This is a genomic window from Streptomyces griseofuscus (assembly GCF_014673495.1).
Lineage (GTDB): Bacteria > Actinomycetota > Actinomycetes > Streptomycetales > Streptomycetaceae > Streptomyces > Streptomyces murinus.
Map to the genome: position 1 here is coordinate 6,040,231 of NZ_CP051006.1, position 25,245 is coordinate 6,065,475.

The window sequence follows — 25,245 nt, forward strand, 5'->3', positions numbered from 1 at the left end:
TCGGCCCCACGTCGTGTCAGTGCCCGTGGGCCGTCTGTGGGCCGTCCGGCGCCGGATCTGTGGCCGTGTACAGACCGTCCACGGCGTTCCGGGCCCGTGCGTCGCTACTCGGCATGAGGTGCGTGTACACCCGCAGCGTGAACCCTGGATCGTTGTGCCCCAGGTAGTGGCTCAACGCCTTGATGTTCTCCCCGGCATTCAGCAGAACCGACGCGTAGAAGTGCCGCAGCGCGTGCATGCCGTGCTCGCGTGCAGCCTGGTGACGCTCACCGGGCTTCGGCTCGGGGATGACCCCAGCCGCGACAAGAGCGGGCTTCCAGGCACGGTCGTTGAAGTCGGTACGCCGCACCGCGCCCGCGCCGTCGAGACGGGTGAACAGCAACTGGCGCGTTACCATGCGGCCGTCCTTCCGGAGCCACGGCAGAGTGATCGAGACCGGTGGGAACTCCTTCATATGGCGCTTGAGGATGTCAGCCACACGGTCAGGCAGTGGAACGTCACGAAGCTTGTCCCGCTTCGGCGGGCCGAAGACGAGACCGCCGGTCGTCACCTTCACCTGGTTCACGATGTGCAGCCAGCCGGACTCGAAGTCGATCTCATCGACGGGGAGTCCGAAGATCTCCCCTTGGCGCAGACCGCATCCCGCTCCGAGGTCGACCGCCGCACGGAAGCGCTCCGGAAGTGCTTCCCGGACTCCGAAGACACGCTCAGCCGTCCACGGCACCACGCGGCCGGTCCCTGGTGCGGGAGGACGCACGGACTGCGCGCGGCAGGGGTTCTTCGGCAAGTGGCCGTCGTCCACAGCCGCGTTGAGGATGGTCGACACATTGTTGTAGATCACGCGCCGGTACGACGTCGCGGGCAGTGCCCGCTCCAACTCGCTCAGCCAGTCCCGGATGTGCTCGGGCTTGAAGGAACCGAGGGGGCGCGTGCCAAGGTAGGGGATCGCGTGTCCTCGAACCGCGGAGGTGACCGTCTCGCGGGTCGTCAGGTCGGTGGTCTGGGTGCTCAGCCACTTCTCGGCGTACTGCCCGAACGTCACTCGGCCGGCAGCCGGGTCCACGTAGGTGCCGCTGGTCATGTCGGCTTCCGTCTTGCTGAGCCACTTCTCGGCGAGGCGCTTCTGTCCGTCGCGGAAGCTCTTGGACTTCTCGGTGCCGTCGGGGCCGACGTAGCGGGCCCGGTAGCGCAGCCCGGTGCCGTGGCGGCCGGTCTTGACACGGACGGTCTTGCCGTCGGCGCCGGGCTCGGTCTTGTACCAGCGGTCTTGGATGTGACCTGCCACTTTGAGTGACGATCCCTTCTGGACGTGACAAGGGGAGGGCCACGGGTGTGACCCTCCCCTTAGCCGATGCTCGTGGTGGGCGGACGTTTCAGGCAGCGTCCTGGTCTTCGCTCTTGCGCTGGGTGACGTAAGCCTGAACGTCGGCTGGGTCGTAGCGGACGTGCTTGCCGATGCGAAAACCAGGCGGACCGATGCGCTTCTTGCGCCACTGGTAGACCGTTTCCTTGGGCACTTCGAAGATCTCGGCGATGTCGTCGGGGGTGAGATAGCGGTCCGGGAGTCCGCCACGGAGGAGGGCCCGGGGGTCCGGCCGATTGAGTGCGGTATCGATGAGTCGCCTCCGTACGGCACATGTCGGGGGCAGCGTCTGTCCGAGGTGGGGATTTCTGCGTCATCTCCGTCATCTGCGTCATTCAGGCTTCTGACCTGCTGGTTTCGGGTGACGCAGAGCGTTGGGGGTGCGTCATCGGTGACGCAGGCTGTCCGTCATCGGTGACGCAGGTGACGCGGGGTGACGCAGAGATGGGCCGTCTGCGTCACCCCTTTCTGCGCAGGTCACCCGCCGTTTTCGAGGCTCGGGTGACGCAGGTGACGCAGCGCTTCCTACTTAGGAAAAAAGAGGCGGGTGTGTGGTGGTTGCAGTGCGCCTCAGGGCGTGAAGAAGGAGCCGCTTCGCGGCGCGTCCATCGCAGGGCGGCGTTGCCGCCGAACAGCAAGAGGAGCACCCCGGGCGCCGGTGCTCCTCTTGCTTGTACGGCCGGTGCCGACGCCGTCAGAACGCCTGTTGCTCGTGCGGCGTCTGCGCGGCGAGGCGGGTCATTTCGAGGTAGCGGCCGTCTTTGGTGCGCCCGGAGTCGATGAGGACGCCGCGGGCGGCCAGGGTGGGCTGGAGGCGCTTGAGGCGGTCGGAGAGGACTTTGCCGGTGGTGGGCCAGCCCTTGGGCAGGGGGCGGAAGTCCTCGCCGGTGTAGAGGCGGGTGAGGCAGTGCAGCCACTCGGTTGAGGTCATCCGCGGCGCTGCGCCCGGTTCGATGTCCGCGGCGTGCCTCAGGACGGTCTGCGCGAGGAGGTCGCCTTCGATCACGTCGTCGTTGAGATCGTCCAGGCTGGCCCGGTAGGCGGTGAGCGCTCCGAGGCCGGTTGCCGCGTCGAGTTGCGCGCACAGGTGCGCGAAGTCCGCCATGCGCAGGTCGGTGGGGGTCTCCGCCTCCACTGCGCGGACCTTGACCGTGAGGTCCAGGAGCGAGCCGAGGACGACGGGCAGCACCTCCGCGTACTCCGCCCACAGTTCCGCCTCGGTGCGCCGGACCTTCGGCCGCTCCAGGCGCAGAGGCAGGAGCCGCTCCGCAAGGTCGGGACGGATGACTCCCACGTCGATACCGGTCAGGAGCAGGGGGCGGCGGTAGCGGGCGCGGAAGACGTCTCCGTCGGTGAAGAGGGCGCGTTTGACGTTCTCGGCGCCGGTGACGATGCAGCACATGGCGTCGGAGAGTTCCGGGGTCATGTGGGAGAGGTTGTCCAGGGCGGTGACCCATCCTGCCGCCACTGCTGTGATCAGGTTCTCTTCGTCCTTCGGGGCGCGGCGCAGGTCGCCGCTCATGCCCTCGATGACCCGGACGAGCATCCGTCCGCCGGTGGACTTGCCGGCGCCCTGCGGGCCGGTGAGGAACGGGGCGGGGACGGGCACGGACGGGCCGAGGCAGCCGATCAGCCAGGCGATGGCCAGGCACTCGGTCTCCGCGGTGGCGAAGTTGCACAGCCGCAGCAGCAGGTCGATGCCCTTGCCGTCGGTGTCCTTGGTGGGCAGGGGGAGTTCGCCGGTGAGCTGGGTGCGCCGCCAGCACACCTCACGCGGGTCGGGGACGGCGATGTCCCACCCGGTGGGGTGGATACGGACGGACTGGCCGTCGCTGCGGCCCAGGTCCAGCCAGGTCGCGCCGTCGAACCCGGGCGCCACGCGGATGTGGACGGCCTGTACGTCCTCGGTCATCGCGAGTGCTTCGATCAAGTCCAACGCTTCCTTGAGCGCGGTGCCGTTGAACACGCCGATCCCGTCCTTGAACAGGCCGACCATGAGTTCCTGCCGGTGGCTTCCCGACGTGCCCTGCGAGCGGATCGGGCGGGCCACAGGGTGCCCGTTCTTCTGCGCGTACACGGTGCCGTCGGCGGTGCGGAAGTACCGGAAGTGCGATTGCGCGTAGTCGGTGATGACCTCGCGGGCCGGGTTCTTGTCGTCCTCGGACACGGCTACATCCCCAGTGCGGTGCGGGCGTTGGTCCACGCGTCGGTGCAGTGCCGCGGGGACTCGCCCTTGGCCTGCGCCGCGGTGAACAACCGCTGCACGTGGGTGTCGGTGAGGCAGCCGCACCGGCCATGCGTCGACAGCACCGCGAGGAACGTCCCGTACACGGTCGCGTGCACCCCGCCGGTGGCGGCGGTGATGCGCTGTTCGGCCATGGCGATCCCGCGTTCCAGGAAGGCGGGCGTGCGGTGACGGCACTCCCCGCCCCCGGTCGGCGCCGGCGCGGTGATGGTGCGCGCCGTCGCCCGGACTGTGCCGGGTTCCTTCACGATCAGCGCGCGCACGACGTCCGGCAGCTCCGTCACGGGGCCGGTGCCGGGGCGGAGCCACCGGGCGTAGGCCATCAGGGACTTGATGTCGACGCCGGGCCGGACGCCGTTGGCGGACGCCATCGTGCCCCGGTAGATCCAGTGTTCTCCGCGCGTGGTCGCCACGGTCCGCGTCGCGGGCAGGGCCTCTCGTGCCCACGCGATGGCGGCCAGGTTGTCGAGGTCCACGACGCTGAGGCCGGCGCCGCCGGGGTGGTAGGCCACGGCCGCCGCGTGCCGCCACGCCGACGCCCACGCGGGCGACGCGATGACGTCGTGGTCGGTGGTGGCGGCGGCCCAGCCGTGGCAGGGGGTCGGGCAGGCGCAGGGGCCGGGGGTCTTCATGTTCGGCCGACCGCCGCAGGCGTTGAGGGTGCATGCCGGGCAGTTCCCGTACGGGAGCTTGCCCGCCCGCAGGGGCAGTACCGGGACACCGGCCGCCGCGAGGTGGAGCGCGGTGTGCAGGTGGGTGGTCATGCGGCGTTCCTCTCTTCGAGGGTGAGGAACTGGGTGGCGATCCAGTGGGTGTAGGCGGGGGGTACGGCTTTGCGGGCTTCGAGGTTGGTCATCCAGGTGCAGCCCATGGCGTCGGCGTAGGCGCGCTCGCCCTTGTGCTCGAACGCGAGCAGCCCCTTGTGGTGCCAGCATGGCGGGACCAGGTCCCCGCCCCCGCCCCACGACGTCTCGAACCCGCGATGGCGGCGGACCCTGAGCCCGAACTGGGTCCCGCACAGCAGGTAGTCCGGCCGCAGCAGACCCGCGATCGCGGTCTCGGGCACGTTCTCCATCACCCACGGCCGCCCCGTCGCCTGCATCACCTCCCTGCCGGGGCCGATCAGGTCGGGGTGGTCGTCGGGGTTGCCGCGCCAGCGGGTGACGGTGGCGTAGCGCTCGCACGGCCACGAACCGTGGACCAGGTCGAAGGTGTGGCCGTACCGGGCGCAGTACTCCAGGCCGTCGGCCTGGACGAAGGTGAAGGGGTAGTTCGGCTGGGGGTTGATGTCGACGCCGGTGACGTCGAACCCGGCGAGGTAGTAGCCCATGGACAGGCCGCCGGCACCGCAGCACAGGTCCAGCACCCGCATGCCGTTCGGCCGCCGCAGCGGCAGCACGCTCGCGCTCATGCGGCCACCCCCAGACCGGCCGCGGCCAGATAGGCGAGTGCGTGGTGGCCGATGTGCTCGGTGTAGGTCGGGGGGATGCACTCGCGGATGCCGTCGCGGTTCATCCACGGCACCCCCAGAACCCGCCGGGCCAGGCCGACGCCGGAGAAGTTCCCGACGAACTGCCCGTAGTGGCCGGGCGGGACGGGACGCCCCATCTTGGCCTGCGGCACCAGGTGCGCCGGGTGGCCGGGCTGGGTGAGGGTGAAGCCTCCGCCGGGCTCGAAGTAGCGGTGGCGGTAGTTGGCCAGGCGGAACATCTGCCCGCACAGCATCACCGGCCCCCGCAGCTTCGGGACGGCGCCGCCCACGTTCTCCATCACCCACGGCCGTCCGGTGGTCTCCAGGGCGGTGCGGGTGGGGGCGATCAGGTCGGGGTGCTCGCGGCCCTGGATGCGCTGGCATGCGGTGTCGTGCTGGCACGGGGGCGAGGCGTGGATGAAGTCGAACTCCGCCCCGTGCTCCAGCACGAACGCGATCGCGTCGGCCTGGACGAACCGGTACGGGTAGCGGGGCTGGGGGGCGATGTCGACGCCGGTGACGTCGAACCCGGCGTCGGAGTAGCCCTTGGCGGCGCCGCCCTGGCAGCAGTACAGGTCCAGCAGTCGCGGACGCTGCCCGCGTACTCGCCGGATGACGGTCGGATGGGTCATGCTGGAGACCTCCACTGTTCAGTTGGATGGGTGGAACGAGGGCGGCCCTGGACTTTGGCGAGACGGGGGCCGCCCTTCGTATGTGGTGCCACTGGCTGCCCCGCGGGGGCTGTCAGTGGCAGGGGTTAGGTTGGCCGGGCGTGCTGTCTGGCACGTGAGGACCGGCTAGCGGGGGTGTTGATGTCGACGGTGTGGTTCGTGCTGGCTGTGGGCGGAGAGCGTCAGCACGGCGGGAACGACGGGTACGACGACGACCCGTCCCGCCACTACAGCTGGGACGACACCGTTCCCCAGCACGGGAACATCGCCGCGGGCGACGTCATCGCGCTGTGGGACAAGAAGACACTGCTGGGCATGTCGGTCATCGAGAAGATCGACGTGGGCAGCATGGTGAAGAAGGTCTACTTCCACGAGGCGTGCGGCAAGGCGGATTTCAAGAGCCTGAAGACCGGTGACCTGCGCTGGTGGTGCAACAAGTGCGAGGTCCGATTCGGCGAACGCCGCAGCCGCGACAGGTTCACCAGGACCTACCGGTCGCACCACAGCCGGGGATGGCAGGACATGGCCGGCCGCCTCACCGGCCAGCAGATCCGCGGCCTGTGTGACAAGCCGCGCTCACAGCACAGCATGCGGCCCGCCCGCTGGGAGAAGGTCCGTGCAGCCCTCGAAGAGGCTGGAGCCACCATGCCGGCCGCGGTCACGGACAAGGCGAGGGCAGTCATCCGCGGAGGACGCCGCCCGGCCACCGTCCAAGTCCGTGACGGGCAGGGCCCGTTCCGCAAGCGACTGCTGGAGGACTACGGCGAGGTGTGTGCGTTCAGCGGCCCGACACCGGCCGCCGCCCTGGAAGCAGCACACCTCTACAGCTTCGCCGACGACAGCGAGCACCACGATTACGGCGGCTTCCTGCTGCGCCGTGACCTCCACCGGCTCTTCGACCTCGGCCACATCGCCGTCAATCCCGAGACCGGGAGGCTGGACGTCGGCAAGACTGTGAGGGACTACCCCCTCTACGGCGACCTCGACGGCCGCGAGCTGACCGTGGAGCTGCGGACCGAACAGCGCGTATGGCTCGGAGCCCACTGGGACAAGCACCGCGCCATCGAGGAGAACTGACCGGCGGAAGTGTCAGAGGGCCTGTGAGCTGCGGTTTCACAAGCTCTCAATCTTCACTCACTTACTCACTCACACGAGCTGGGCCGGGTGCCCGTGATGAGGCCGCCATGCGGGTGTTCTTGTCTCACTGGTAGTCGTGGTGACTGCGGACGATCAGGCCCCGGGTGTGGGTGATGGTCTGTTCCTGGCGGACCGGGCCCGCGTAGTGGTTGTGGGTCTCGGTGTGCGCGGCCTTGGCCGAACGCGCGGCGGACCCGATGGCGGTGGCGACGGCGGCCAGGGCGGCGATGGGCAACGTAATGAAGAGCACGGAGGCGAGGGTGACGGCGGCGAATCCCTGGCAGGCGAGCCAGATGCCGCAGCCGACTCCGACGCAGGTGGCGCCGACGCCGATCCCGGCCACCGCCGTCCCGGCGGCCCACGCGGGCACGATCCGCCGGTCCGGCTGGGCGATCGGGGGTGCGCTGCCGTACGCGGGCAGTGGGGTGGTGTCCCGGTAGGCGGTGGGCGTCTCGGGGAGGGGGCGGTAGGCGTCGGCGATGATCCGGCGGGCTTCCGCGTCGGCTTCGGTGTCGGTCAGGTGGGGGTCGGCGCGGATGGGTTCGGGGGCGTGCTCGGGGTGGGGCATGGTGTGCTCCTGAGGGTGGGGCGCGGGCCCGCGCCGGCGCGTGCGTGGGCGGGCCCGCGTGCGGGTGTCAGGCAGGTGTCAGGAGTGTCAGACGTGGGGCGTCACGCGGTTCTGACACCGGGTTTGCCTAGGGGTTTGGGTGTCAGGGGTGCGTGACGGTGTCAGGTGTCAGGCGGCCGTCAGGACGGGGACGATCCGCCACCGGCCGGTGGCGTTGGTGGGCTGCAAACGCCCGTCCTCGGCGGCTTCCTTCAACCGGGCGGACACCCACGGGCGGGAGAGGTGGTGCCGGTCGCACCAGTCCATGAAGTCCTTCGGGCCCACGATCATCTGACCGTCGGACTCGAACTCCTCCAGCGCCTGCGCGAACAGGCGCCGGGCCTCCTCCGGGGAGGGCTTACGGCCGGTGGCCTGTCCGAAGATCGGGGTGTCGTCGCCCTGCTCGGTGCCGGGGAGTTCGGCTTCGGGGTCGATGTCGGCGTCCTCGGGATCGACCAGGAGCCCGTTGTCCGACATGGCGTCGTCCTCCTTGACCATGCGCAGCGGCGCGGACTGCTCGGTGCCGGCCGGGGTGCGGCCGGTGTAGGCGTTGCCGGCGACGGCGGACGCGGCCCCGGCGGTGACGGGGTCGGCGGTGGCGCCGTTGCGCTGCGCCCACTGGGCGAGGATTTCCATGACGGGCACGGCGCGGCTGGGGAAGGAGCGGGTGCGGGCCGGGGAGGCGTAGCGGTCCTCGGGGACGCCGGGGGAGACGACGTAGCAGTAGCCGGGCCGCCGGTTGCCCCATGCCCCCGGGTGCGCGCCCGCGGCCAGCACCTCGTCCGGCAACACGAAGCCCTCGTCGCGGGCGTCGCAGCCCAGCGCGATGACGGAGGGCAGGGAGGCGCGGGTGGAGGTGGACATCTGGTCGTAGGAGGGCCGCTGAAGCGACACGATCAGCGAGACCCCCGCTGACCGGGCTTCCTGGGCGATGCCGGTGAATGCGTCGTCGCCCATCTTGCGCAGGGTGTTGGCGGCTTCCTCGAACCAGGTGACCAGGAACGGCATGCCGGGGCAGCCGCATGCCCGGCCGTCGGGGCGGCAGGTGTGCTTGCTGCTGGTCTGCTGCCCGGCGGCCTCCGGGACCCACTGGCGGTAGCCGTGGGCACCGAGCCAGCCCGTGCGGGCCGGGATGACCGCCTCCACCGCGGCGACCAGGATCTCGGTGGGGGTTCCGCCCTCGGCCGCCCAGTCCAGGCCGGGCAGCAGGGGGCGGAAGTCCTGGAACGCCTTGGGGTCGGAGAACCAGACGATGACGTCCCGGCGGGACAGGATCTCGGTGAGCAGGTTGAGGGCGGTCTCGCCCTTGCCGGAACCGGTGCCGCCCGCGATGAGCAGGTGGGTGGAGTTCCGCTTGATCTCCGGGTCCCCGGGCAGCCAGACCACGAGCGGAGCGCCGTCGTCGTAGCGGCCGATTACCAGGGGGTCGGCGATCGAGCCGCCCAGGTTCGAGGGCTCCTGCCAGTCCACGACTTCGGCGAGCATGTCCTCGGGGACGATGACGAGTTCACCGCGGCGGGAGGAGGCCGGGTCGGGGTTGTAGCGGACGGCGGACGTGGGCAGGTCCAGGGCGGAGGCGATCCGCCCGAGGCTCTTGGTCACGTCGTCGTTGGTCTGCTCGCCGGCCTCGACCGCGAGCGGGGCGGTGACCCGGTTGGGCTCCACCTTCGCGGCCCCCAACTGGGCGCGGGCCAGTCCGACCTTCTCCAGGAGCCCCTTGTCGGTGCTGTCGCCGGAGGCGTCGGTGGTCTGGCGCAGGACCATGCGGATGTTCCAGGACAGGGCCAGGGCCGGGCCGCCCATCAGGTAGAGGTCGCCGACCGGGTGTGCGGTGGGGCCGGCGAGGCAGGCGGCGGTCAGCCAGGCGGAGCCCGCGGCCACGGTGATGGCCGAGTGCAGGCGCCGCTGCTGGCTGGTCGACTTCCCCGCCCACCACGTCACCCCCGTGACGGCCACGGAGGCGAGGGTGAGTCCGACGCCGGCGGCGGCGCTGTCGGCCCACCGCCAGTTCCCCAGCGCCCCGGCGATGCCGGTACCGGCCCAGGCGAGCCACGGCGGCAGATGGGGCTTGGCCCGGTGCAGCAGGTAGCGGCCCACGCCCCCGGCGTCCGAGCCGCCCTGAAGCTGAAGTTCGAGCAGCTCAGCGACCTGACGCTGCGCATTGCGTTCAACCATCACCAACCCCCTTACTGCTCGGCCCAGTTGACGGTCGGCTGCTGTGGCCGGCGGGCGCGGTGACGGACTCGGTTGATCTCCTCCTCGTACTCCTGCTGGAACGCGGAGTAGCAGGCGGCGGCGTTCTTCGCGGCGTCCCGCAGCGCGTCCGCGGACTTCTGGAGCTTGCGCGCCACCTTGCCGGCGCGGGTCCGGGACCCGAACGGGCGTCCCTCGGGGTCGGGGACGGCGGAGAGGACGCCCTTCATGATCTCGGCGCCCATGGCGACCTGGAAGGACAGCGAGAACGCGGCGGCCCGCAGGCTGTTGCAGTACTCGCGGACCCGGGCCGGGGAGGAGAAGTCGGGGTCCGGCAGCAGCGTCTCCACACTGCCACCACCCTCGCCACCGGCACCGACGCCGGTGGTGCCGGTGGTGGTCTTGTTGGCGTTGACGTTGATGGTGAAGCCGGGGGCGAACATGGTCTTGTTGTTCATCGCGCTCTTGGCCTGGGAGCCGTTGGCTCCGGCGCCTGGCGCGGCGTAGGCGGTTGCCATCAGGGTTTTTCCCTTCGGTCAGTGGGCGCGGCGGACGATGAGCCAGACGGCCTGCGCGATGGACCAGGCCAGCAGCCAGATCAGCGGGAGCGGTCCCGCGAGCGGCCCGAAGCCGGCCGCGAACGCGAGCCAGGCGGCGGCGACCGTGGCGAGCAGCGCCAGACCCGCCCTCCAGGCGACGGCGGCAGTGCGGGCGGGGCGGCGGAGCTGGACGAAGCCGAACCACAGCAGCGGAGCGACGGCCACGGGGGCGAGCGTGAGGGCGGACCACCAGGCGAGGGCGTGCAGGATCGCGGCCAGCGGCCACGCCAGCAGGGCCAGGAAGGTGGGTGCGAGCGCGCCGCGGAAGTGCCACAGCATCCGCCCCACGAACCCGAGCGCCTCGCGGGTCAGCGTGGGGCGTTCGGGGATGACGACGACGAACGGCTCGGCGCGGCGCCCGCGCTGACGCGGAACGCGGATGGTGTGGACGCCGGCGGCGCTCTTCACGCCGCGGGCACGGGTACGACTGGACACAGCGAAGACTCCTGATCAGCAGGAAGTGGAAGGGGTGCTGTTCCGGTTCAGGCGGCGGACTGTTCGCTCAGGCCGGTGCACGGCACGCACATCCCCAGCTCGGCGGGGATGACGTAACCGGCGTCGTTGCCGCACTGCGGGCACACGCGGCGGGCGGCGTTCGCCTTGGCCAGCGCGGCGCGCTTGGCCGGCGTCATCGGCCGCACCGGCTTGGCCAGCCCGATGGAGTACAGGTAGGCGACCAGCGGGTCGCGGCGGCGACGCGGGCGCTCGATCTGTGCGACCACGTCCTGACCGCCCGGCCGAAGCCCGAGAGCACGCAGTTGCCGGACCGTGGCGAGCCCCTCAGGCGCGAGCCGCCACGGGTAGACAGGGATCGCGGCCATCAGCGGCCCGCGATCGCCAACTCGGCACCGCCCGCGGCGGGATCGCGGTGCTCGGCGTAGCGGGAGGAGACCCAGCCGACCGACCAGCCGCACAACTCCGCCGCCGACCGGACCGGCAGCCCGGCACCGAACGCGGCGGCCACGATCTGGCGGGCCTCGTCCTCGGGGAGCTTGGTCGTAGCCGGGCCGCGCTCCAGCAGCACGGCGCGTTCACGCTCGGCCCGCTCCTCACGCTCACGCTGTTCACGGCGTTCACGCTCGACCCGCTCCGCAGCCTCACGGGCGCGGCGCTCGGCGGCCTCACGCTCGATGCGCTCACGGTCCCGCTCACGCTGTTCACGCTCGCGTTCACGGCGTTCACGCTCGGCCTGCTCGGCACGTTCGCGGGCGGCCCGCTCCTCCTGCTCCCGCAGCTGGCGGCGCTCCTCCCGCTCGGCCGCCTCGCGGGCCAACCGGGCTTCGTGTTCACGCTGTTCACGGGCCAGCGCCGCAGCGTGCTCACGCTCCTCACGCGCCTCCCGCCGGGCAGCCTCCGCACGCTCGCGGGCCGCCTGTTCGACCCGCTCACGCTCGGCCCGCCGCTCTTCCTCCAGCCGCTTGACGGCGGTGGTGATGGCGCGTCGGTAGGCCAGACCGGTCTCCGCCGTGACGATCAGCAGCAGCGGCGCCACCGCGTGCACGGCCACGCCCACCAGGTCGTTCTTCAGGGCGGAGTCGGCGACGTTCAGGGCCAGGGTCATGCAGCCGGTCATCCACCGCAGCACGATGGGCCACCGGCCACCGTGCCCGCCGAGACGGGCGAGCACGGCGTCCAGGCGCACGACGATGACGACCGCCGCGTCCACGACCAGGGGCAGGATCGGCGCGGTCCACGCCCACCGGGCGGGGGTGTGAGCGGCGGCGAGCGGGGTCACGGTGAGGACCGAGTAGAGCACCGCCCCGGCCACGATCGCCCACGTGCCCACCGACAGGGCCTTCTCCGCTGAACGGATATGAACGCCGTTCACGCCGCCCCCTCGATCTGCTTCGGGGCGGGCATGTGAAGGCGCCGGAAGCCGTTGGAGACCGGGTTGTAGATGAACGCCTCGCATCGCCACGTGAACGCCGATGCCGGGCGGTCGTCGCAGGGCTTCCAGACGTGGTCCGCCGGCAGGCCGTGGGTGGCGGTGTCGGCGTGGGCGTCCTCGCGGGAGGCGTAGATGGTGTGCGGCTCACCGTGGTGCAGCAGCACCGTCAGCGATTGTCCCTCCATCGACTCTCCATCCAGCTCCTCACGGAGTCGGCGGATCTCGCTGTCCTTCAGCAGCAGCTCCTGCTGCGCGGCGGACAACGCGTCCATGGCGTGGGAGAGGAGGACGCCCACCTCGTCGGTGGTGGCCTCCGCCCTCTCCAGCGCGTCCTCCAACTCCACGACGTGCTCGCGCAGGCGCTTCGCCTCCGTCTCGGCGGTGTCCTTGTCCCAGCGGGCGGCGGACGCAGCCGCCTCGGCCTGCTCGGCACGGGCGGTCAGCTCGACGGCGTTGTGCACGTGGCGGCCCAGCGCGGTATCCGCCTGCACCTGCACCTCCCGCACCCGAGCGCGGGCCCGGTCGGCGTCCTGCTCCAGCCGCTGAAGACGGCCGGTGGTGACGATGCGGATCATGCCGCCTCCCCCGCGGTCGCAGCGGACCGGTTGGTCAGCTCACGCCGCGCGGCCAGCACCCGGCGGCGGGCCCGCCGCAGCCGGCGCGCGCCCAGCTCCGACGGCGCCTGGTCCAGGAGGGCGATCTGCACGTCCAGCAGCTCGACCTGCGCGCGGATGAGCGGCAACTCGGTCTCAATCGCGTCCAGCTCCGCGGCCGTGGGCTCGCGGTCGTACTCGTCGGCGGTAACAACTGCCTGAACAGCAGCGATGGCATCCATGGGTCGTTGTTCCTCTCACAGGGATGGAACGGCCCGAAGAGCACCCCCCGGAGGGCAATCCGGGGGGTGCGGCCGTTTGTGGTGGGGTGGGTCAGGGGCGGGACAGTAGATGGGCCGCCGAGGCGGCCAGGGAGTCGGCAGCAGAGATGGCCGACTCACGCCGGGTCGCCAGCGCCTCCGTGCTCGCGGCGCCGCGCATGTCGTATGCGGCCCGCACCGCCGCGTTCACGTCCAGACGGAGCTGCGGAAGCAGGACCGTCAGGGCGATCTGCGGGGCGGTGACGGCGGACCGGGTGCGGTGGCTCGCCTCACGGGCGGCAGCGACATCGGCCGGGGCCGCGCCGGACAGCCGCAGGTTCTCACGCACCCACATCGCACGGCGGTGATCCGCCAGCGCGGTACTCAGCTCGGACAAGGCCGTCAGGGCCCGGTCCCGCAGCGCCTGCCGGCGCTGGGAGCGGACCGCGTAGTACTGCTGGACACCGACAACACCGGCACCCAGCACGGTGCCGACGACCGCGACAACCGCGGCAGCGATCTCCATCGAACTCCCCCTCTCGGGGCCAGACCTTCCGGCTCCCCGCACTCCCGCCCGTACGGCCCCGCACACGGCAGGCTCGGACGGACGGGAGAGGCAGCCGGCCGCAGCTCAGGCGCTGCGAAGCCAGGAAGCGGACCAGGAAGGAAGGGACGCCGCTGGCCGGTCCGCGTACCGGGGCGCCTTGGTATGTCGTCGGCCCATGGCCGACCTCCCGTAGATGCAGGGACAAGGGAGCGCGGCCCTATGCCGCGCGGATCCGTCTTTTCGACTCGGGGAGACGGGGCCCACCTATTCAGTTCTCAAGCAACGAGCACTCCCCGGTGAGCGAGGTAACCCTGCTCAGAGCGGCTCCCGTTTGCACGGGACCCACCGGGCGATTCGCCCGCTCAGCACGCATCGCACCGCATTTGGTGCATGCGATACATGCTGAGCATGTATCTCAAGGTGCCGTGCTTCGTTCCGGGTGTCAAGTCCTTCTCCGGAAATGGCGCGCCGCCCTGATGTGCCCTCAGCTTGCCGAGGCAGGGCGGGACGAAGTGACCACGCTGCTGGACGACTTGGGACGTCCTAGATACCGTCCAGGGGTGTGAGTACGTCCCTAGACGTCCCTTGGGGGTGGGGTGGCAAACGAGCGACTCAGGTCAGCCATGCTGACGAGGGGAGTCAACGCCGATGACCTTGCAGAGCACTGTGCAGTGGATCCGAAGACGGTGGAACGCTGGGTAACCAGCGGTCGGGCGCCCTACCGTCGACATCGGCTCAAGGTGGCTGCCTACCTACGCGAGGACGAGGGATACCTGTGGCCCGACGGTCTACCTGATGGGCAGCGCAAGGATGCTGCTGATGCGGAAGTGATCAAGGTCTATCCGCATCGCAGCTACGTGCCCCCAGAGCTGTGGCTGCAACTGTTTGGCCGCGCAGAGCGTGAGATTGGAGTCTTGGTGCACGCCGGGGTCTTCCTGGCCGAGAACCCTCGATGGCTGCAATTGCTACGCGCTAAGGCTGCTAGTGGAGTACATGCGCGCATTCTCCTAGGAGACCCTGACAGTCCGGAGATTGCTCGACGGGGAGAAGAGGAAGAAATCGGGGAGGGTGTGGCCTATAAGGTCCGCGAAGTAATGAAACTCTATCGCCCTCTGTACGGCGTGGAGGGCGTGGAGTTCCGTATGCACAGATCCACTCTGCATAACTCGCTCTATCGGGCCGATGACGAGTGGCTAGTGAATGTGCAGGTATACGGCATCAGTGCGCCATATACCCCGGTCCTGCACCTTCGCAAGGTAGCGGGCGCTGAACTGGTGTCCACCTATACGCAGAGTTTTGAGAAAGTGTGGACCGAAGCGGTCCCGATCGAGAGGAAAGCGTGAGTCGTACAGATTACTTCGATGACCCGGCGGCACCTTCGGCTACGCGAATCGTGCCAGCGGTTACCGCGTTCGTGCGGGACGAACGCGGATTCTTGCTGCTAGAGCGTCGCTCCGACAATGGCCGATGGGGGATGCCGGGTGGGGTGCAAGAGATTGGAGAGACCATTAGTCAGACCGTCGTTCGCGAAGTAGCCGAAGAGACCGGCGTCACGGTCGAGGTGACGGGGCTGGTGGGAATCTTCACAGACCCTGGTCACGTCATCGAATTCTCCGATGGCGAGGTTCGGCAGGAATTCTCCCTGTGCTTCCGCGCCCGGCCGGTGACTGGAGAGATCTCCGTCAGCTCGGAATCTTTCGAGGTGCGTTGGGTCGATCCAGCCGAACTCTCATCGCTGGATATGTCACCAACGACCCGCAGGCGAATCGCGGAGGGCATGAAGGATCTGACTAATCCCGTGATCAGTTGAGTTCATGTGCCGATGAAGCCGTGACCCCGTCTCGAACACGTTGCACCATTCGAAGGAGTTCCGGGCGCGCTGCTGACACGGCTCGAAATACGACGTGCCCTGGGCCGTAGCGGCGCAAGACTTCTTCGAGGCGGTCCTCAGGGTCAACAGGTTGCCCATCAGGACTGCTGCTCAGATCGCAGTACGTGATGGCGTCCACGAGGTATCCCGGAACAGGCACAAATTCATTAAGGGCATCCGACAGTCCCAACTCGGCAGCCTCCCACGGCGACGACGTATGCAAGGCGACTACGGCACATAGGCGGCGGTCTGCTCCCACTCGTTGGAGGTATCGCCCCCCGTCGATCATGTGTTGGCCAGTGCTCACGGCGACGTCCGCATATCCAACGTCATGGGCGATAGCCGCAGCAGCGAGTAGGTCTGCGTCGTCGCCGAGCATCGGAGCGAGATCCAGCGCCTGCCTGTAGACCTGCTGAGAGTGAGCCCATCGCTTCGGCAGGCTGTCCGCCAGCAATCCTTCGGCCACGTCGTACGCCCATGAGGTCAGAGTCATACCTTCACCCTTCGTCTGCTGTCGTTCGTACAACCCTGCCCACGCCCTGACGAGACTCGACCCGGCCGGCCGCTTCAAGTGCTGCGAGTGCCCGTCGCACGGTCCCGCGTGAGACCCCGTACTCGGTGGCCAGTGCGGGCTCTGATGGCATCCTCTCGCCGACGGTGAGGCGCCCGTCGCGCATGCGTGACAGCAGGTCATCCCGTACGCGCTCGTAAGGAGCTTGATGCGCCACGTCGCTCGCTACGCGGCGTCCCAGCCCCGCGAGCGACTCGATCACACCCTCACTCTCAAGTCTCGCCAACGCTCGCCTGACCGTGGTTCGTGCAATACCGAACTCGGACGCGATCGCCGCCTCTGACGGCACCTGGTCTGTGATGGCGCCACTCTCGATGCGCTGCCTCAGCGCTTCGGCAACCTGCAAGTAGGTTCCGCGCGGACTGGCCTCCGGCACTTCGGTTCCTCTCACGTCGCTCCGTCCCTCGCTGCCAAGGGTCCCATGCCTGCCCTTGCCAAGGTGGATGCCCTGTCGGGCCGTTGAGTCTGACGATCACGTGAGGTCGCTCCGGGCCGACTCAGGGCGGGGGCGAGCCGCGTCCTGAGGGCACAACAGCTCCAGGGGAGTTCAGCGGCAGCCAACGCCAACAAACGCCATTACCCCTGGTCAGCGATGTGTCTTGACACTCTCCGCAGATCATGCGCCGAGAGGCGGCACCCCCGCACAGGAGTGTAAGAACACCGCCCTGAACAGTGGATCGGCCTCCGGCTGGTCCTGTGCCTCTACCTGTCTCCGCCCGCTCCAGTCCGGCCGGTGCCAGTGCGGTGCGCACAGCATCAGCCGCCTGACGTTAGAGAAGGGGTGCGTCGTGGCTGGGGCGGTCTGTTTCAAGGCTTTAGGCAGCCACCTCGGCGCGAGCCTCGAAGGTCACGACTTCCACGTCGTCTTTTACCGGGCAGGCCCACGGACCGCCCGACGCATCGGAAGCTCACGGAGCCATGGTCAATCGCGCCCAAGCAGCTCCAGCACAGAGCCGTTTCCGCCGATTTCGAAACCAGCTGCACGCAAGGTGTCGCGGAAGGTACGTTATCGCCCTGGATCACGATGAGCCCTCCTGCGGCACGAGATGACACCGAACGCTAGTGCTCGACGGTGAGGATGGGGCAATGTGTTCCCGGAACGTTCGGATTTAGGAGTGGAGGCCAGGTGGAAGGTTTCGAGACAGAAGGGATCTTTTGGCTAGCATCAGAGTCCGAGAGGCCGCTAGCAGGAAATCTAACCTTCGACCCCGCTGACGGCACGACACTGTCCGTATTCGGAAAATTCTCAACCCTCGGATCCCTTAATTCCAGTGAACCGCCAGCATTGGTGCGGATTTACGGCAATACATCTCGCGGTGAATTCACTTTGGAGAACTGCTGGTCGAGAAATTACACTCACCATACCGGCGGCATCGAGAAGGAAACATTTCATGTCGGCTATGCGCTGTCTGGCGGTCACATCCCTGATGATTTTTCACTAGAATTCGACGCCTTCTCGGCCAACTTCGATCAGCTCGCACCCTGGGTGCGCCGAGGTCAACTAAAGTGGGAGATCGACAGTCCAGAGCCCAATAAATGGAGTGCTGCGACAGCGGTCAGATTTCAGTACTCTGTACCTCAGGAGGAGTCCGCATCTATCGGATTGGATAAGGTCTACCTCAAATCGACCTGGGCCACGAATAGTGATGCGCTGACCCGTGCAGAGGTGAAGCAGAGCCCATTTTTCAAAGTTGAGTATGGCGAGCGGAAGTCACTCGCAGAGATAATTTTGGACGTCAACGGGTTGCAGGACCTAGTCACCCTCTCTGTGGATGCCCCAACGGCACCTACTGAGCTTACTCTCTGGCGGAACGACCTGGAGCGGGAGATCGGTGAAGGACGCAACATTCCGGCGATGTTGACGCTTTACGCAGCAAACATGGCGGAGCATGTACGCCAAGGTGATCACCAGTCTGTGGCCAAGATTTTGTTTCCTTTCGATGAAATAGGAGGGATTGAGACTACGGCCCGCTGGCTGGGTGTATCTCGACGTTATAGGGCCGTCCTTGGTGGCCTACTTACCATCAAGTATGCCGTTAGGCTATACGAGGAGAATCAGTACTCCAACGTCATAACCGCAGCAGAATCATTTCATCGCTTGCGATTTGCTAATGAGATAATTCCCAAGGTCGAGGCCAAAGCTCGACGCCGCAAGATCGTTAGAATGGTCCGTCATGCAATAGGCCGTCAGACGGCGGAATGGCTGAATAATCAGCTGTTGTTCAGTAACGAACCTCGACTACGGCAGCGATTGCATGAGCTCACTGAGTACGCCGGGAATCACTTCGGTGACGTGGTTGGCCCCATCGACCAATGGGTCTCTGTGGTGAGTGGGATTCGGAACAGGCTCACCCATCACGATGAGAATCAGCCGCTAGATCGCCGCCCTGGAGACGTCTATTTTCTCACCCAGAGCGTCTACGTCTTGGTGATGCTTTGTCTGTTGCGAGAATGCGGCGTGGAAGCTGACTCTTTCGCGCGATTCGAGAAGTCGCCGGCGATCAGGTTCTTGAGCGAGAAAGTAAGCGAGATAGTCCCTCGGTATACTTTGGGACTTCGCGGCTAGGTCTCTGAGTCGCCGAAGCCATGGTTCCCTACCTTTTCGAGTAGGGAACCATGGTCGTCGGCGTTACACCTGTGGCGACCGGCATACGTGGGTTGGACCGGTCGACCGAGGAACCCTGGGGCCGTCTGTGGGCCGTCGAAGGGGGACCTGCATCGACCAACGACGACCGCCGACAACCGCTCGGCGGCTGGCTGGTGCTCGGTTGGCGACAGCCTTCTCAGTTCGCTCCAGGTCCGCGCCACTTCCTCCGCAACAAGCGGCAGGAGTGGGAGGAGTACCGCTCGGAGGTCACGGCCTTCGAACTCCGCAAGAACCTCCCCGTCCTGTAGCCGTGTCCCTCCCGGGGCCGCCGTCCGAAAACGACCGGCCCCGCCCCCTCCCTCCTGCCAGAATCGGGCGCACGCCTATTCGACCTCGGGGGAGAGCCGTGAAGGACGCGACAGAACTGATCAAGGCCCTCACCGGCCTGGCCTGGCCACTGATGGCGGGCGTCGCGCTGTGGCGCCTCTTCCCCCTGATCAAGGAGATAGTCCGCTCCCGGGGTTTCACGATCAAGGTGGGCGAGGCCGAGCTGTCGGTGCAGGAGGTCTCGGAGAGCCTGATCCGCACCACCGCCGACCTCCAGGGCCGACTGGCCTCCGTCCGCGCACCGGCGGCCACGCGCGTCCTGGACTCCGTGCTCTGGGTGGACGACCGCCCGGAGAACAACGCCACCGAGGTGGCCCAACTCCGCGCCCTGGGCGTCGAGGTCACCCTGGCGAAGTCCACCGACGAGGCCCTGCGCGCCCTCGCCCGCCCCAACCGCCCCTTCGACGCCGTGATCTCGGACATGAGCCGCTGGGAACGCACCCGCCCCAACCGCACCGCCGGCCTCGACCTGATCCGGGAACTGCGCGCCCAGGACGACCCGATCCCGGTCTTCATCTTCGCCACCGCCCGCGCCCTCGCCCTGCGCGAGGAGATCACGAACGCGGGCGGCACCGGAGTCGTCGGCTCCTCCACCGAACTCTTCCAACTCCTGCGAGGCGTGGGCGAGTTCCCGACCCAGCGCGCCTGAGCCGAGGGGACCCGTAGCCGACGCGCCCCGGGGTACTCCCGCCCCCATGGCGAACATCCTCATCGGAACCTGCGGCTGGACCGACCGCGCCCTCCTCACCAGCGGCTGGTATCCGCCCGGCCACCGCGACACCGAGGGCCGCCTGCGCCACTACGCCACCCGCTTCCCCCTGGTCGAGGTGGACTCCCCGTACTACGCCCTGCCCACCGTCCGCACCACCACCCACTGGGCGGAGCGCACCCCCGACGGCTTCCGCTTCGACGTCAAGGCACACTCCCTCCTCACCGGCCACCCCACCCGCCCCTCCGCCCTCCCCGAGGACCTGCGCGCACACCCCCGCGACGACGCCCTCCTGACCGAACTCTGGACCCGCTACGCCGAGGCCCTGGACCCCCTCCGCCGCACCGGCCGCCTCGGCACCCTCCTCTTCCAGTACCCGCCGAGCCTCACCCCCGGCCCCACCGCCGAGGCCTTCATCCGCACGGCCCGCGAACGAGCCCGCGACTGGCCCTTCGCCGTCGAGTTCCGCAACCCCGCCTGGTGGCACAGCGCCCGCACCCTCCCCTTCCTCACCGACCTCGACGCCACCGCCGTGTCCGTGGACGCCCCCACCCTCCCCCCGACCCCCCTCGTCACCACCCCCCACCTCTCCCTGATCCGCTTCCACGGCCACAGCCCCCACTGGGGCACCGGCACCAAAGAGGACCGCTTCCGCCACACCTACACCCCCCAAGAACTGGCGGATTGGCTCCCCCGCATCCACCACCTGGCCGCCCACACCGACGAGGTCCACCTCCTCTTCAACAACTGCTGCGGCGACGCCGCCGCGAAAGCGGCGGAGACGATGCGGACGACCCTCCTCACCACGACGCTGCCGCGCCCGCGCACGGCGGGCAGGTGACACGGCGGGTGGTGTCCGCCCGCAGCGGCCGGCGAAAACCCCTCGCACCCCTGAACCCCCGGAACGCCGGGCCGAGGACGGACACCACCCGCCGGGGCACCGACTCACCGCCTCCCCGAGGCGCGACAAAAGCCACGACGGCGCTGAGGGTGCCGCCGCAGGCATCCGTACGACAGTCCGCCGCAGGCGGGCAATTACGACGGCGCTGAGGGTGCCGCCGCAGGCATCCGCACGATGGCGAGCCAGCCGCAGGCGGGGAACCACGATGGGTGCCGCCGCAGGCATCCGTACGACAGTCCGCCGCAGGCGGGGAACCACGACGGCGCTGAGGGTGCCGCCGCAGGCATCCGCAGGACGGCGAGCCAGCCGCAGGCGGGGAACCACGACGGCGCTGAGGGTGCCGCCGCAGGCATCCGCAGGACGGCGAGCCAGCCGCAGGCGGGGAACCACGACGGCGCTGAGGGTGCCGCCGCAGGCATCCGCAGGACGGCGAGCCAGCCGCAGGCGGGGAACCACGACGGCGCTGAAGGCTCCGCCGCAGGCATCCGCAGGACGGCGAGCCAGCCGCAGGCGGGGAACCACAACGGCGCTGAGGGTGCCGCCGCGGGCATCCGCACGACGGCGGCCAGCCGCATGCGGGCGACCACGACGGCCGCTGAAGGGACCCGCCGCAGGCACCCGCACCACCACGGCGAGCCAGCCGCAGGCACCCGACCCGGCACAGCCCGCCGCAGGCGACTACGCTCCCTCCAGGACCAGAGCTGACCCCGAGGGGAGCCCCACAGATGACGCCGGGCCGCAGAAGCAGCACCTTCACGCGCCTGCTCCGACACGGCTTCACCGACGCCACCGCCGCCGAGCGCCTCCTCGACACCCCCGAACTCGCCCACGTCCGCGACGACCCCTTCCTCCTCGAAGCCCTGGGCGCCACCGCCGACCCCGACCTCGCCCTGCACGGCCTCGTCCGCCTCCTGGAAGCCCAGCCCGCCCCGAACTCCCACCGCGAACTCCTCGACACCCTCATCGCGGCCAAACCCCTGCGCGACCGCCTCCTGAGCGTCCTCGGCGCCTCCACCGCCCTCGCCGACCACCTCGCCCGCCACCCCTCCGACTGGCAGGCCCTGGTCACGTACGAGCCCCAGGACCTCCACCCCGGCGTCAGCGAATTCGAACGGGGCCTGGAGGGCGCCACCGACCCCGTCGCCCTCCGCGTCGCCTACCGCCGCTGCCTCCTCTCCATCGCCGCCCGCGACGTCTGCGGCACCACCGACGTCGCCGAGACCGCCGCCGAACTCGCCGACCTCGCCACCGCCACCCTCCGCGCCGCCCTCGCCATGGCCGAGGCCGCCGCCCCCGAGGACGCCGCCGCCTGCCGCCTCTCGGTGATCGGCATGGGCAAGTGCGGCGGCCACGAACTGAACTACGTCTCCGACGTGGACGTGATCTTCGTGGCGGAGGCCACCGAGGGCACCGACGAGACCAAGGCCCTGCGCGCGGCCACCAGCCTCGCGTCGCACCTGATGCGGATCTGCTCCGAGACCACCGTCGAGGGCTCCATCTGGCCGGTCGACGCCAACCTCCGCCCCGAGGGCCGCAACGGCCCCCTCGTGCGCACCCTCTCCTCCCATGTCGCCTACTACCAACGCTGGGCGAAGACCTGGGAGTTCCAGGCACTCCTCAAGGCCCGCCCGGTCGCCGGCGACGAGAACCTGGGCCGGGAGTACCTGGCCGCGCTGCACCCCCTGGTCTGGCAGGCCGCCGACCGCGACAACTTCGTCGCGGACGTGCAGAAGATGCGCCGCCGCGTGGTCGACAACATCCCCGCGGCCGAAGTGGACCGGGAACTCAAGCTGGGCCCCGGCGGCCTGCGGGACGTCGAATTCGCCGTACAGCTCCTCCAGTTGGTCCATGGCCGCACCGACCCCACCCTGCGCAGCGGCACCACCCTGGACGCCCTCAAGGCCCTCGCCGCCGGCGGCTACGTGGGCCGGGAGGACGCCGCCCGCCTGGACGAGGCGTACCGCTTCCTGCGCGCGATGGAGCACCGCATCCAGCTCTTCCGGCTGCGCCGCACCCACCTCGTCCCCACCGCCGAGGAGGACCTGCGCCGCCTGGGCCGCTCCCTCGGCCTGCGCGCCAACCCCGTCACCGAGCTGAACCGCGAGTGGAAGCGGCACGCCGGTGTCGTACGACGGCTGCACGAGAAGCTGTTCTACCGCCCGCTCCTGGACGCCGTCGCCCAGCTCGCCCCCGGCGAGGCCCGCCTGCGGCCCGAGGCCGCCCGGGAACGCCTGGTGGCCCTCGGCTACGCCGACCCCGCCGCGGCGCTGCGCCATCTGGAGGCCCTGGCCTCGGGCGTCACCCGCAAGGCCGCGATCCAGCGCACCCTGCTCCCCGTGCTCCTGGGCTGGTTCGCCGACTCCGCCGACCCGGACGCCGGTCTGCTGAACTTCCGCAAGGTCTCCGACGCCCTCGGCAAGACCCCCTGGTACCTGCGCCTGCTCCGCGACGAGGGCGCCGCCGCCGAGAACCTGGCCCGCGTCCTGTCGGCGGGCCGCCTGGCGCCCGACCTCCTGATGCGCGCCCCCGAGGCGGTCGCCCTGCTCGGCGACGGCGACGGCGCGGCGAGGGGCCTGACCCCCCGCAGCCGCAGCGCGCTGGAACAGGAGATCCTGGCCGCCGTCGGCCGGGCGGAGAACGCCGAGCAGGGCGTCACCGCCGCCCGCGGCGTCCGCCGCCGCGAACTGTTCCGTACCGCCGCCGCCGACATCGTGGCCTCCTACGGCACCGAGGCCACCCCCGTGCAGGCCGACCAGGGCGCCTTGGTCGATCTGGTCGGCGGTGCCGTCTCCGACCTCACCGCGGCCACCCTCGCGGGCACGCTGCGCGCGGTGGTGCGGGCCGGCTGGGGCGATCTGCTGCCCACCCGGTTCGCGATCATCGGCATGGGCCGGTTCGGCGGCCATGAACTGGGCTACGGCTCCGACGCGGACGTCCTGTTCGTGCATGAGCCGCAGGAGGGCGTGGACGAGCAGGAGGCCACCGCCGCCGCGAACAAGGTCGTCGCCGAGATGCGCCGGCTCCTCCAGCTGCCCAGCGCCGACCCGCCGCTGCTGATCGACGCCGACCTGCGCCCGGAGGGCAAGTCGGGCCCGCTGGTGCGCACCCTGAAGTCGTACGCGGCGTACTACCGCCGCTGGTCCCTGGTGTGGGAGTCGCAGGCGCTGCTGCGGGCGGAGCCGTTCGCGGGCGACGCCGACCTGGGCCGCCGCTTCGTGGAGCTGATCGACCCGCTGCGCTATCCGGCGCGCGGCCTGACCGAGGACTCGGTGCGCGAGATCCGCCGGCTGAAGGCCCGTATGGAGTCGGAACGGCTGCCCCGCGGCGCCGACCCCCGGCTGCACACCAAGCTGGGCCCCGGCGGCCTCTCGGACGTGGAGTGGACGGTCCAGCTGCTCCAGCTGCGGCACGCCCATGAGATCCCCGGGCTGCGTACGACCCGTACCCGGGCCGCGCTGGCGGCCGCGCGGGAGGCGGGCCTGCTGGGCGAGGAGGAGGCGGCCACCCTGGACGAGGCGTGGGTGCTGGCCACCCGGGTCCGCAACGCGGTGATGCTGGTGCGCGGCCGGGCGGGCGACACCTTCCCGACCCAGCCCCGGGAGCTGGCCGCGGTGGGCCGCTACCTGGGCTACGGCGAGGGCCATGTCGGCGACATGCTGGACGCGTACGGCCGTACGACCCGCAAGGCCCGCACCGTCATGGAGGAACTCTTCTACGACGACGAGGCGAAACCGGGCTGACGGCCCGCGCTCTCGCGCACCCCCCGGGGCAGCCCGTACGGCCCCGCCCCGTACCAGACCCGGGCCACCCCGAACCCGAACGAGAGGCAGAGCACGCCGCCCACCGCGTCCAGCCAGAAATGGTTGGCCGTGGAGACGATGACCACCAGCGTCGCCACCGGATACAGCAGCCCCAGCACCCGTACCCAGGGCACCGACGCCAGCGCGAAGATCGTCAGCCCGCACCACAGCGACCAGCCGATGTGCATGGACGGCATCGCCGCGTACTGGTTGGACATGTGCTTGAGGTCCCCGGAGGCCATCGAGCCCCAGGTGTGGTGCACCATCACCGTGTCCACGAACCCCCCGCCCCGCATCAGGCGGGGCGGGGCGAGCGGGAACAGGTAGTAGCCCGCCAACGCGCCCCCCGTGGTGGCGAAGAGCGCGAGGCGCGCGGCCGCGTACCGGCCCGGATGCCGGCGGTACAGCCACACCAGGACGCCGAGCGTCATGATGAAGTGCAGGGTGGCGTAGTAGTAGTTCATGCCGATGATCAGCCAAGTCACCGCGTTCACGGCGTGGTTGACGGACCGTTCGACATCGATGCCCAGCGTGTGCTCCGCCCGCCAGATCCAGTCCGCGTTGCGCAGCGCCTCGCCCTTCTGCTCGGGCACCGCGTTGCGGATCAGCGAGTACAGCCAGTAACTCACCGCGATCAGAAGGATCTCGAACCAGAGCCGGGGTCTGCGCGGCTCTCGCAGCCGGCCGAGCAGACCTCTCGCGCCGCTGCCGTCCCTGCCCGTGTCGGTCCGGGGACCGGCCGCCTCCTCGCGACCTTCCCACTGCGTCACGGTCGAGTCACTCATAGGCATCAAGTCTGCCAGAAAAGGCTCCGGAGCCCGATCATCCCAAGGCCGGGTCCATCCC

At 69.5% G+C, this 25,245-nt stretch carries 26 protein-coding genes; 8 read left to right on the forward strand and 18 right to left on the reverse strand.

Going from position 1 to position 25,245, the window contains the following annotated elements; translation table 11 throughout:
* Window positions 1-16: 16 nt before the first annotated feature.
* From HEP81_RS27455 to HEP81_RS27480, 6 genes are all read right to left on the reverse strand, one after another.
* Window positions 17-1,285 (reverse strand): tyrosine-type recombinase/integrase, encoded by a 1,269-nt coding sequence (locus HEP81_RS27455; RefSeq protein ID WP_037656359.1) that lies wholly within the window; start codon window positions 1,283-1,285, stop codon window positions 17-19.
* An 88-nt stretch (window positions 1,286-1,373) separates the two neighbouring features.
* Window positions 1,374-1,616, reverse strand: coding sequence for a helix-turn-helix transcriptional regulator (locus HEP81_RS27460; RefSeq protein ID WP_078967392.1), 243 nt, complete (start codon window positions 1,614-1,616; stop codon window positions 1,374-1,376).
* Window positions 1,617-2,057: 441 nt separating this feature from the next.
* The gene (locus HEP81_RS27465; RefSeq protein WP_037656362.1) at window positions 2,058-3,530 is read right to left on the reverse strand and encodes a hypothetical protein; all 1,473 of its coding nucleotides are present in this window, start codon (window positions 3,528-3,530) and stop codon (window positions 2,058-2,060) included.
* 2 nt (window positions 3,531-3,532) lie between these two features.
* Window positions 3,533-4,372, reverse strand: a complete 840-nt coding sequence (locus HEP81_RS27470) for a bifunctional DNA primase/polymerase (RefSeq protein ID WP_037656365.1) — start codon at window positions 4,370-4,372, stop codon at window positions 3,533-3,535.
* Window positions 4,369-5,019, reverse strand: a complete 651-nt coding sequence (locus HEP81_RS27475; protein WP_190276039.1) for a DNA cytosine methyltransferase — start codon at window positions 5,017-5,019, stop codon at window positions 4,369-4,371. Before HEP81_RS27475 ends, HEP81_RS27470 begins: the two co-directional genes overlap by 4 nt.
* Window positions 5,016-5,711, reverse strand: coding sequence for a class I SAM-dependent methyltransferase (locus tag HEP81_RS27480; protein WP_037656367.1), 696 nt, complete (start codon window positions 5,709-5,711; stop codon window positions 5,016-5,018). The genes HEP81_RS27475 and HEP81_RS27480 overlap by 4 nt, the downstream gene beginning before the upstream one ends.
* 198 nt (window positions 5,712-5,909) lie before the next feature.
* On the opposite strand from HEP81_RS27480, the gene HEP81_RS27485 reads away from it, so the two are divergent.
* The gene (locus HEP81_RS27485) at window positions 5,910-6,827 is read left to right on the forward strand and encodes an HNH endonuclease signature motif containing protein (RefSeq protein WP_063755236.1); all 918 of its coding nucleotides are present in this window, start codon (window positions 5,910-5,912) and stop codon (window positions 6,825-6,827) included.
* 124 nt (window positions 6,828-6,951) lie between these two features.
* Here HEP81_RS27485 and HEP81_RS27490 read toward each other — a convergent pair whose 3' ends face one another.
* From HEP81_RS27490 to HEP81_RS27530, 9 genes are all read right to left on the reverse strand, one after another.
* Window positions 6,952-7,455, reverse strand: a complete 504-nt coding sequence (locus HEP81_RS27490) for a hypothetical protein (protein WP_051850187.1) — start codon at window positions 7,453-7,455, stop codon at window positions 6,952-6,954.
* A gap of 168 nt (window positions 7,456-7,623) precedes the next feature.
* Window positions 7,624-9,669, reverse strand: a complete 2,046-nt coding sequence (gene traB, locus HEP81_RS27495; protein ID WP_106979929.1) for a plasmid transfer protein TraB — start codon at window positions 9,667-9,669, stop codon at window positions 7,624-7,626.
* 11 nt (window positions 9,670-9,680) lie between these two features.
* On the reverse strand, window positions 9,681-10,205 hold the full coding sequence (gene traA / locus HEP81_RS27500; protein WP_037656369.1) for a plasmid transfer protein TraA: 525 nt from the start codon (window positions 10,203-10,205) through the stop codon (window positions 9,681-9,683).
* 18 nt (window positions 10,206-10,223) lie between these two features.
* Window positions 10,224-10,721: a hypothetical protein gene (locus HEP81_RS27505; RefSeq protein ID WP_037656370.1), complete on the reverse strand. Its 498-nt coding sequence runs from the start codon at window positions 10,719-10,721 to the stop codon at window positions 10,224-10,226.
* Between the two features lie 47 nt (window positions 10,722-10,768).
* On the reverse strand, window positions 10,769-11,107 hold the full coding sequence (locus tag HEP81_RS27510; protein ID WP_037656372.1) for an RRQRL motif-containing zinc-binding protein: 339 nt from the start codon (window positions 11,105-11,107) through the stop codon (window positions 10,769-10,771).
* Window positions 11,107-12,114, reverse strand: a complete 1,008-nt coding sequence (locus tag HEP81_RS27515) for a hypothetical protein (RefSeq protein WP_037656373.1) — start codon at window positions 12,112-12,114, stop codon at window positions 11,107-11,109. The genes HEP81_RS27510 and HEP81_RS27515 overlap by 1 nt, the downstream gene beginning before the upstream one ends.
* Window positions 12,111-12,749: a hypothetical protein gene (locus tag HEP81_RS27520; RefSeq protein ID WP_037656375.1), complete on the reverse strand. Its 639-nt coding sequence runs from the start codon at window positions 12,747-12,749 to the stop codon at window positions 12,111-12,113. Before HEP81_RS27520 ends, HEP81_RS27515 begins: the two co-directional genes overlap by 4 nt.
* Complete coding sequence (locus HEP81_RS27525; RefSeq protein ID WP_037656377.1) at window positions 12,746-13,009, reverse strand: DUF6284 family protein; 264 nt, start codon at window positions 13,007-13,009, stop codon at window positions 12,746-12,748. Before HEP81_RS27525 ends, HEP81_RS27520 begins: the two co-directional genes overlap by 4 nt.
* A gap of 91 nt (window positions 13,010-13,100) precedes the next feature.
* Window positions 13,101-13,553, reverse strand: coding sequence for a hypothetical protein (locus tag HEP81_RS27530; RefSeq protein ID WP_037656378.1), 453 nt, complete (start codon window positions 13,551-13,553; stop codon window positions 13,101-13,103).
* A gap of 692 nt (window positions 13,554-14,245) precedes the next feature.
* Here HEP81_RS27530 and HEP81_RS27535 point away from each other — a divergent pair.
* Window positions 14,246-14,917, forward strand: a complete 672-nt coding sequence (locus HEP81_RS27535; RefSeq protein ID WP_243279609.1) for a phospholipase D family protein — start codon at window positions 14,246-14,248, stop codon at window positions 14,915-14,917.
* Entirely contained in the window at window positions 14,914-15,384 is a 471-nt protein-coding gene (locus HEP81_RS27540; protein ID WP_037656380.1) for an NUDIX domain-containing protein, read from the forward strand. The genes HEP81_RS27535 and HEP81_RS27540 overlap by 4 nt, the downstream gene beginning before the upstream one ends.
* On the opposite strand, the gene HEP81_RS42720 is transcribed toward HEP81_RS27540, so the two are convergent.
* Window positions 15,377-15,937, reverse strand: a complete 561-nt coding sequence (locus tag HEP81_RS42720) for an HD domain-containing protein (protein ID WP_078967393.1) — start codon at window positions 15,935-15,937, stop codon at window positions 15,377-15,379. The genes HEP81_RS27540 and HEP81_RS42720 overlap by 8 nt on opposite strands.
* A gap of 4 nt (window positions 15,938-15,941) precedes the next feature.
* Window positions 15,942-16,406, reverse strand: a complete 465-nt coding sequence (locus HEP81_RS42725; RefSeq protein ID WP_421673939.1) for a GntR family transcriptional regulator — start codon at window positions 16,404-16,406, stop codon at window positions 15,942-15,944.
* Window positions 16,407-17,141: 735 nt separating this feature from the next.
* Here HEP81_RS42725 and HEP81_RS27555 point away from each other — a divergent pair.
* The 5 genes from HEP81_RS27555 (at window position 17,142) to HEP81_RS27575 (ending at window position 24,339) form a co-directional block, all read left to right on the forward strand.
* Window positions 17,142-18,581: an ApeA N-terminal domain 1-containing protein gene (locus HEP81_RS27555; RefSeq protein WP_157854443.1), complete on the forward strand. Its 1,440-nt coding sequence runs from the start codon at window positions 17,142-17,144 to the stop codon at window positions 18,579-18,581.
* A gap of 92 nt (window positions 18,582-18,673) precedes the next feature.
* The gene (locus tag HEP81_RS42730) at window positions 18,674-18,910 is read left to right on the forward strand and encodes a hypothetical protein (RefSeq protein WP_421673940.1); all 237 of its coding nucleotides are present in this window, start codon (window positions 18,674-18,676) and stop codon (window positions 18,908-18,910) included.
* Between the two features lie 98 nt (window positions 18,911-19,008).
* Window positions 19,009-19,638, forward strand: coding sequence for a response regulator (locus HEP81_RS27565; RefSeq protein ID WP_051850189.1), 630 nt, complete (start codon window positions 19,009-19,011; stop codon window positions 19,636-19,638).
* Between the two features lie 46 nt (window positions 19,639-19,684).
* Window positions 19,685-20,539: a DUF72 domain-containing protein gene (locus tag HEP81_RS27570; RefSeq protein WP_093892951.1), complete on the forward strand. Its 855-nt coding sequence runs from the start codon at window positions 19,685-19,687 to the stop codon at window positions 20,537-20,539.
* A 785-nt stretch (window positions 20,540-21,324) separates the two neighbouring features.
* Window positions 21,325-24,339, forward strand: a complete 3,015-nt coding sequence (locus HEP81_RS27575; protein WP_037652821.1) for a bifunctional [glutamine synthetase] adenylyltransferase/[glutamine synthetase]-adenylyl-L-tyrosine phosphorylase — start codon at window positions 21,325-21,327, stop codon at window positions 24,337-24,339.
* Here HEP81_RS27575 and HEP81_RS27580 read toward each other — a convergent pair.
* Window positions 24,312-25,184, reverse strand: coding sequence for a phosphatase PAP2 family protein (locus HEP81_RS27580; protein ID WP_037652822.1), 873 nt, complete (start codon window positions 25,182-25,184; stop codon window positions 24,312-24,314). The genes HEP81_RS27575 and HEP81_RS27580 overlap by 28 nt on opposite strands.
* Window positions 25,185-25,245: the final 61 nt, after the last annotated feature.

Coding starts and splice junctions, on each gene's coding strand:
- HEP81_RS27510 (WP_037656372.1), bottom strand. CDS start 11,107: ATGGCCGCGATCCCTGTCTACCCGTGGCGGCTCGCGCCTGAGGGGCTC.
- HEP81_RS27525 (WP_037656377.1), bottom strand. CDS start 13,009: ATGGATGCCATCGCTGCTGTTCAGGCAGTTGTTACCGCCGACGAGTAC.
- HEP81_RS27530 (WP_037656378.1), bottom strand. CDS start 13,553: ATGGAGATCGCTGCCGCGGTTGTCGCGGTCGTCGGCACCGTGCTGGGT.
- HEP81_RS27570 (WP_093892951.1), top strand. CDS start 19,685: ATGGCGAACATCCTCATCGGAACCTGCGGCTGGACCGACCGCGCCCTC.
- HEP81_RS27520 (WP_037656375.1), bottom strand. CDS start 12,749: ATGATCCGCATCGTCACCACCGGCCGTCTTCAGCGGCTGGAGCAGGAC.
- HEP81_RS42720 (WP_078967393.1), bottom strand. CDS start 15,937: ATGACTCTGACCTCATGGGCGTACGACGTGGCCGAAGGATTGCTGGCG.
- traA (WP_037656369.1), bottom strand. CDS start 10,205: ATGGCAACCGCCTACGCCGCGCCAGGCGCCGGAGCCAACGGCTCCCAG.
- HEP81_RS27470 (WP_037656365.1), bottom strand. CDS start 4,372: ATGACCACCCACCTGCACACCGCGCTCCACCTCGCGGCGGCCGGTGTC.
- HEP81_RS27575 (WP_037652821.1), top strand. CDS start 21,325: ATGACGCCGGGCCGCAGAAGCAGCACCTTCACGCGCCTGCTCCGACAC.
- HEP81_RS27490 (WP_051850187.1), bottom strand. CDS start 7,455: ATGCCCCACCCCGAGCACGCCCCCGAACCCATCCGCGCCGACCCCCAC.
- HEP81_RS27480 (WP_037656367.1), bottom strand. CDS start 5,711: ATGACCCATCCGACCGTCATCCGGCGAGTACGCGGGCAGCGTCCGCGA.
- HEP81_RS27475 (WP_190276039.1), bottom strand. CDS start 5,019: ATGAGCGCGAGCGTGCTGCCGCTGCGGCGGCCGAACGGCATGCGGGTG.
- HEP81_RS27580 (WP_037652822.1), bottom strand. CDS start 25,184: ATGAGTGACTCGACCGTGACGCAGTGGGAAGGTCGCGAGGAGGCGGCC.
- traB (WP_106979929.1), bottom strand. CDS start 9,669: ATGGTTGAACGCAATGCGCAGCGTCAGGTCGCTGAGCTGCTCGAACTT.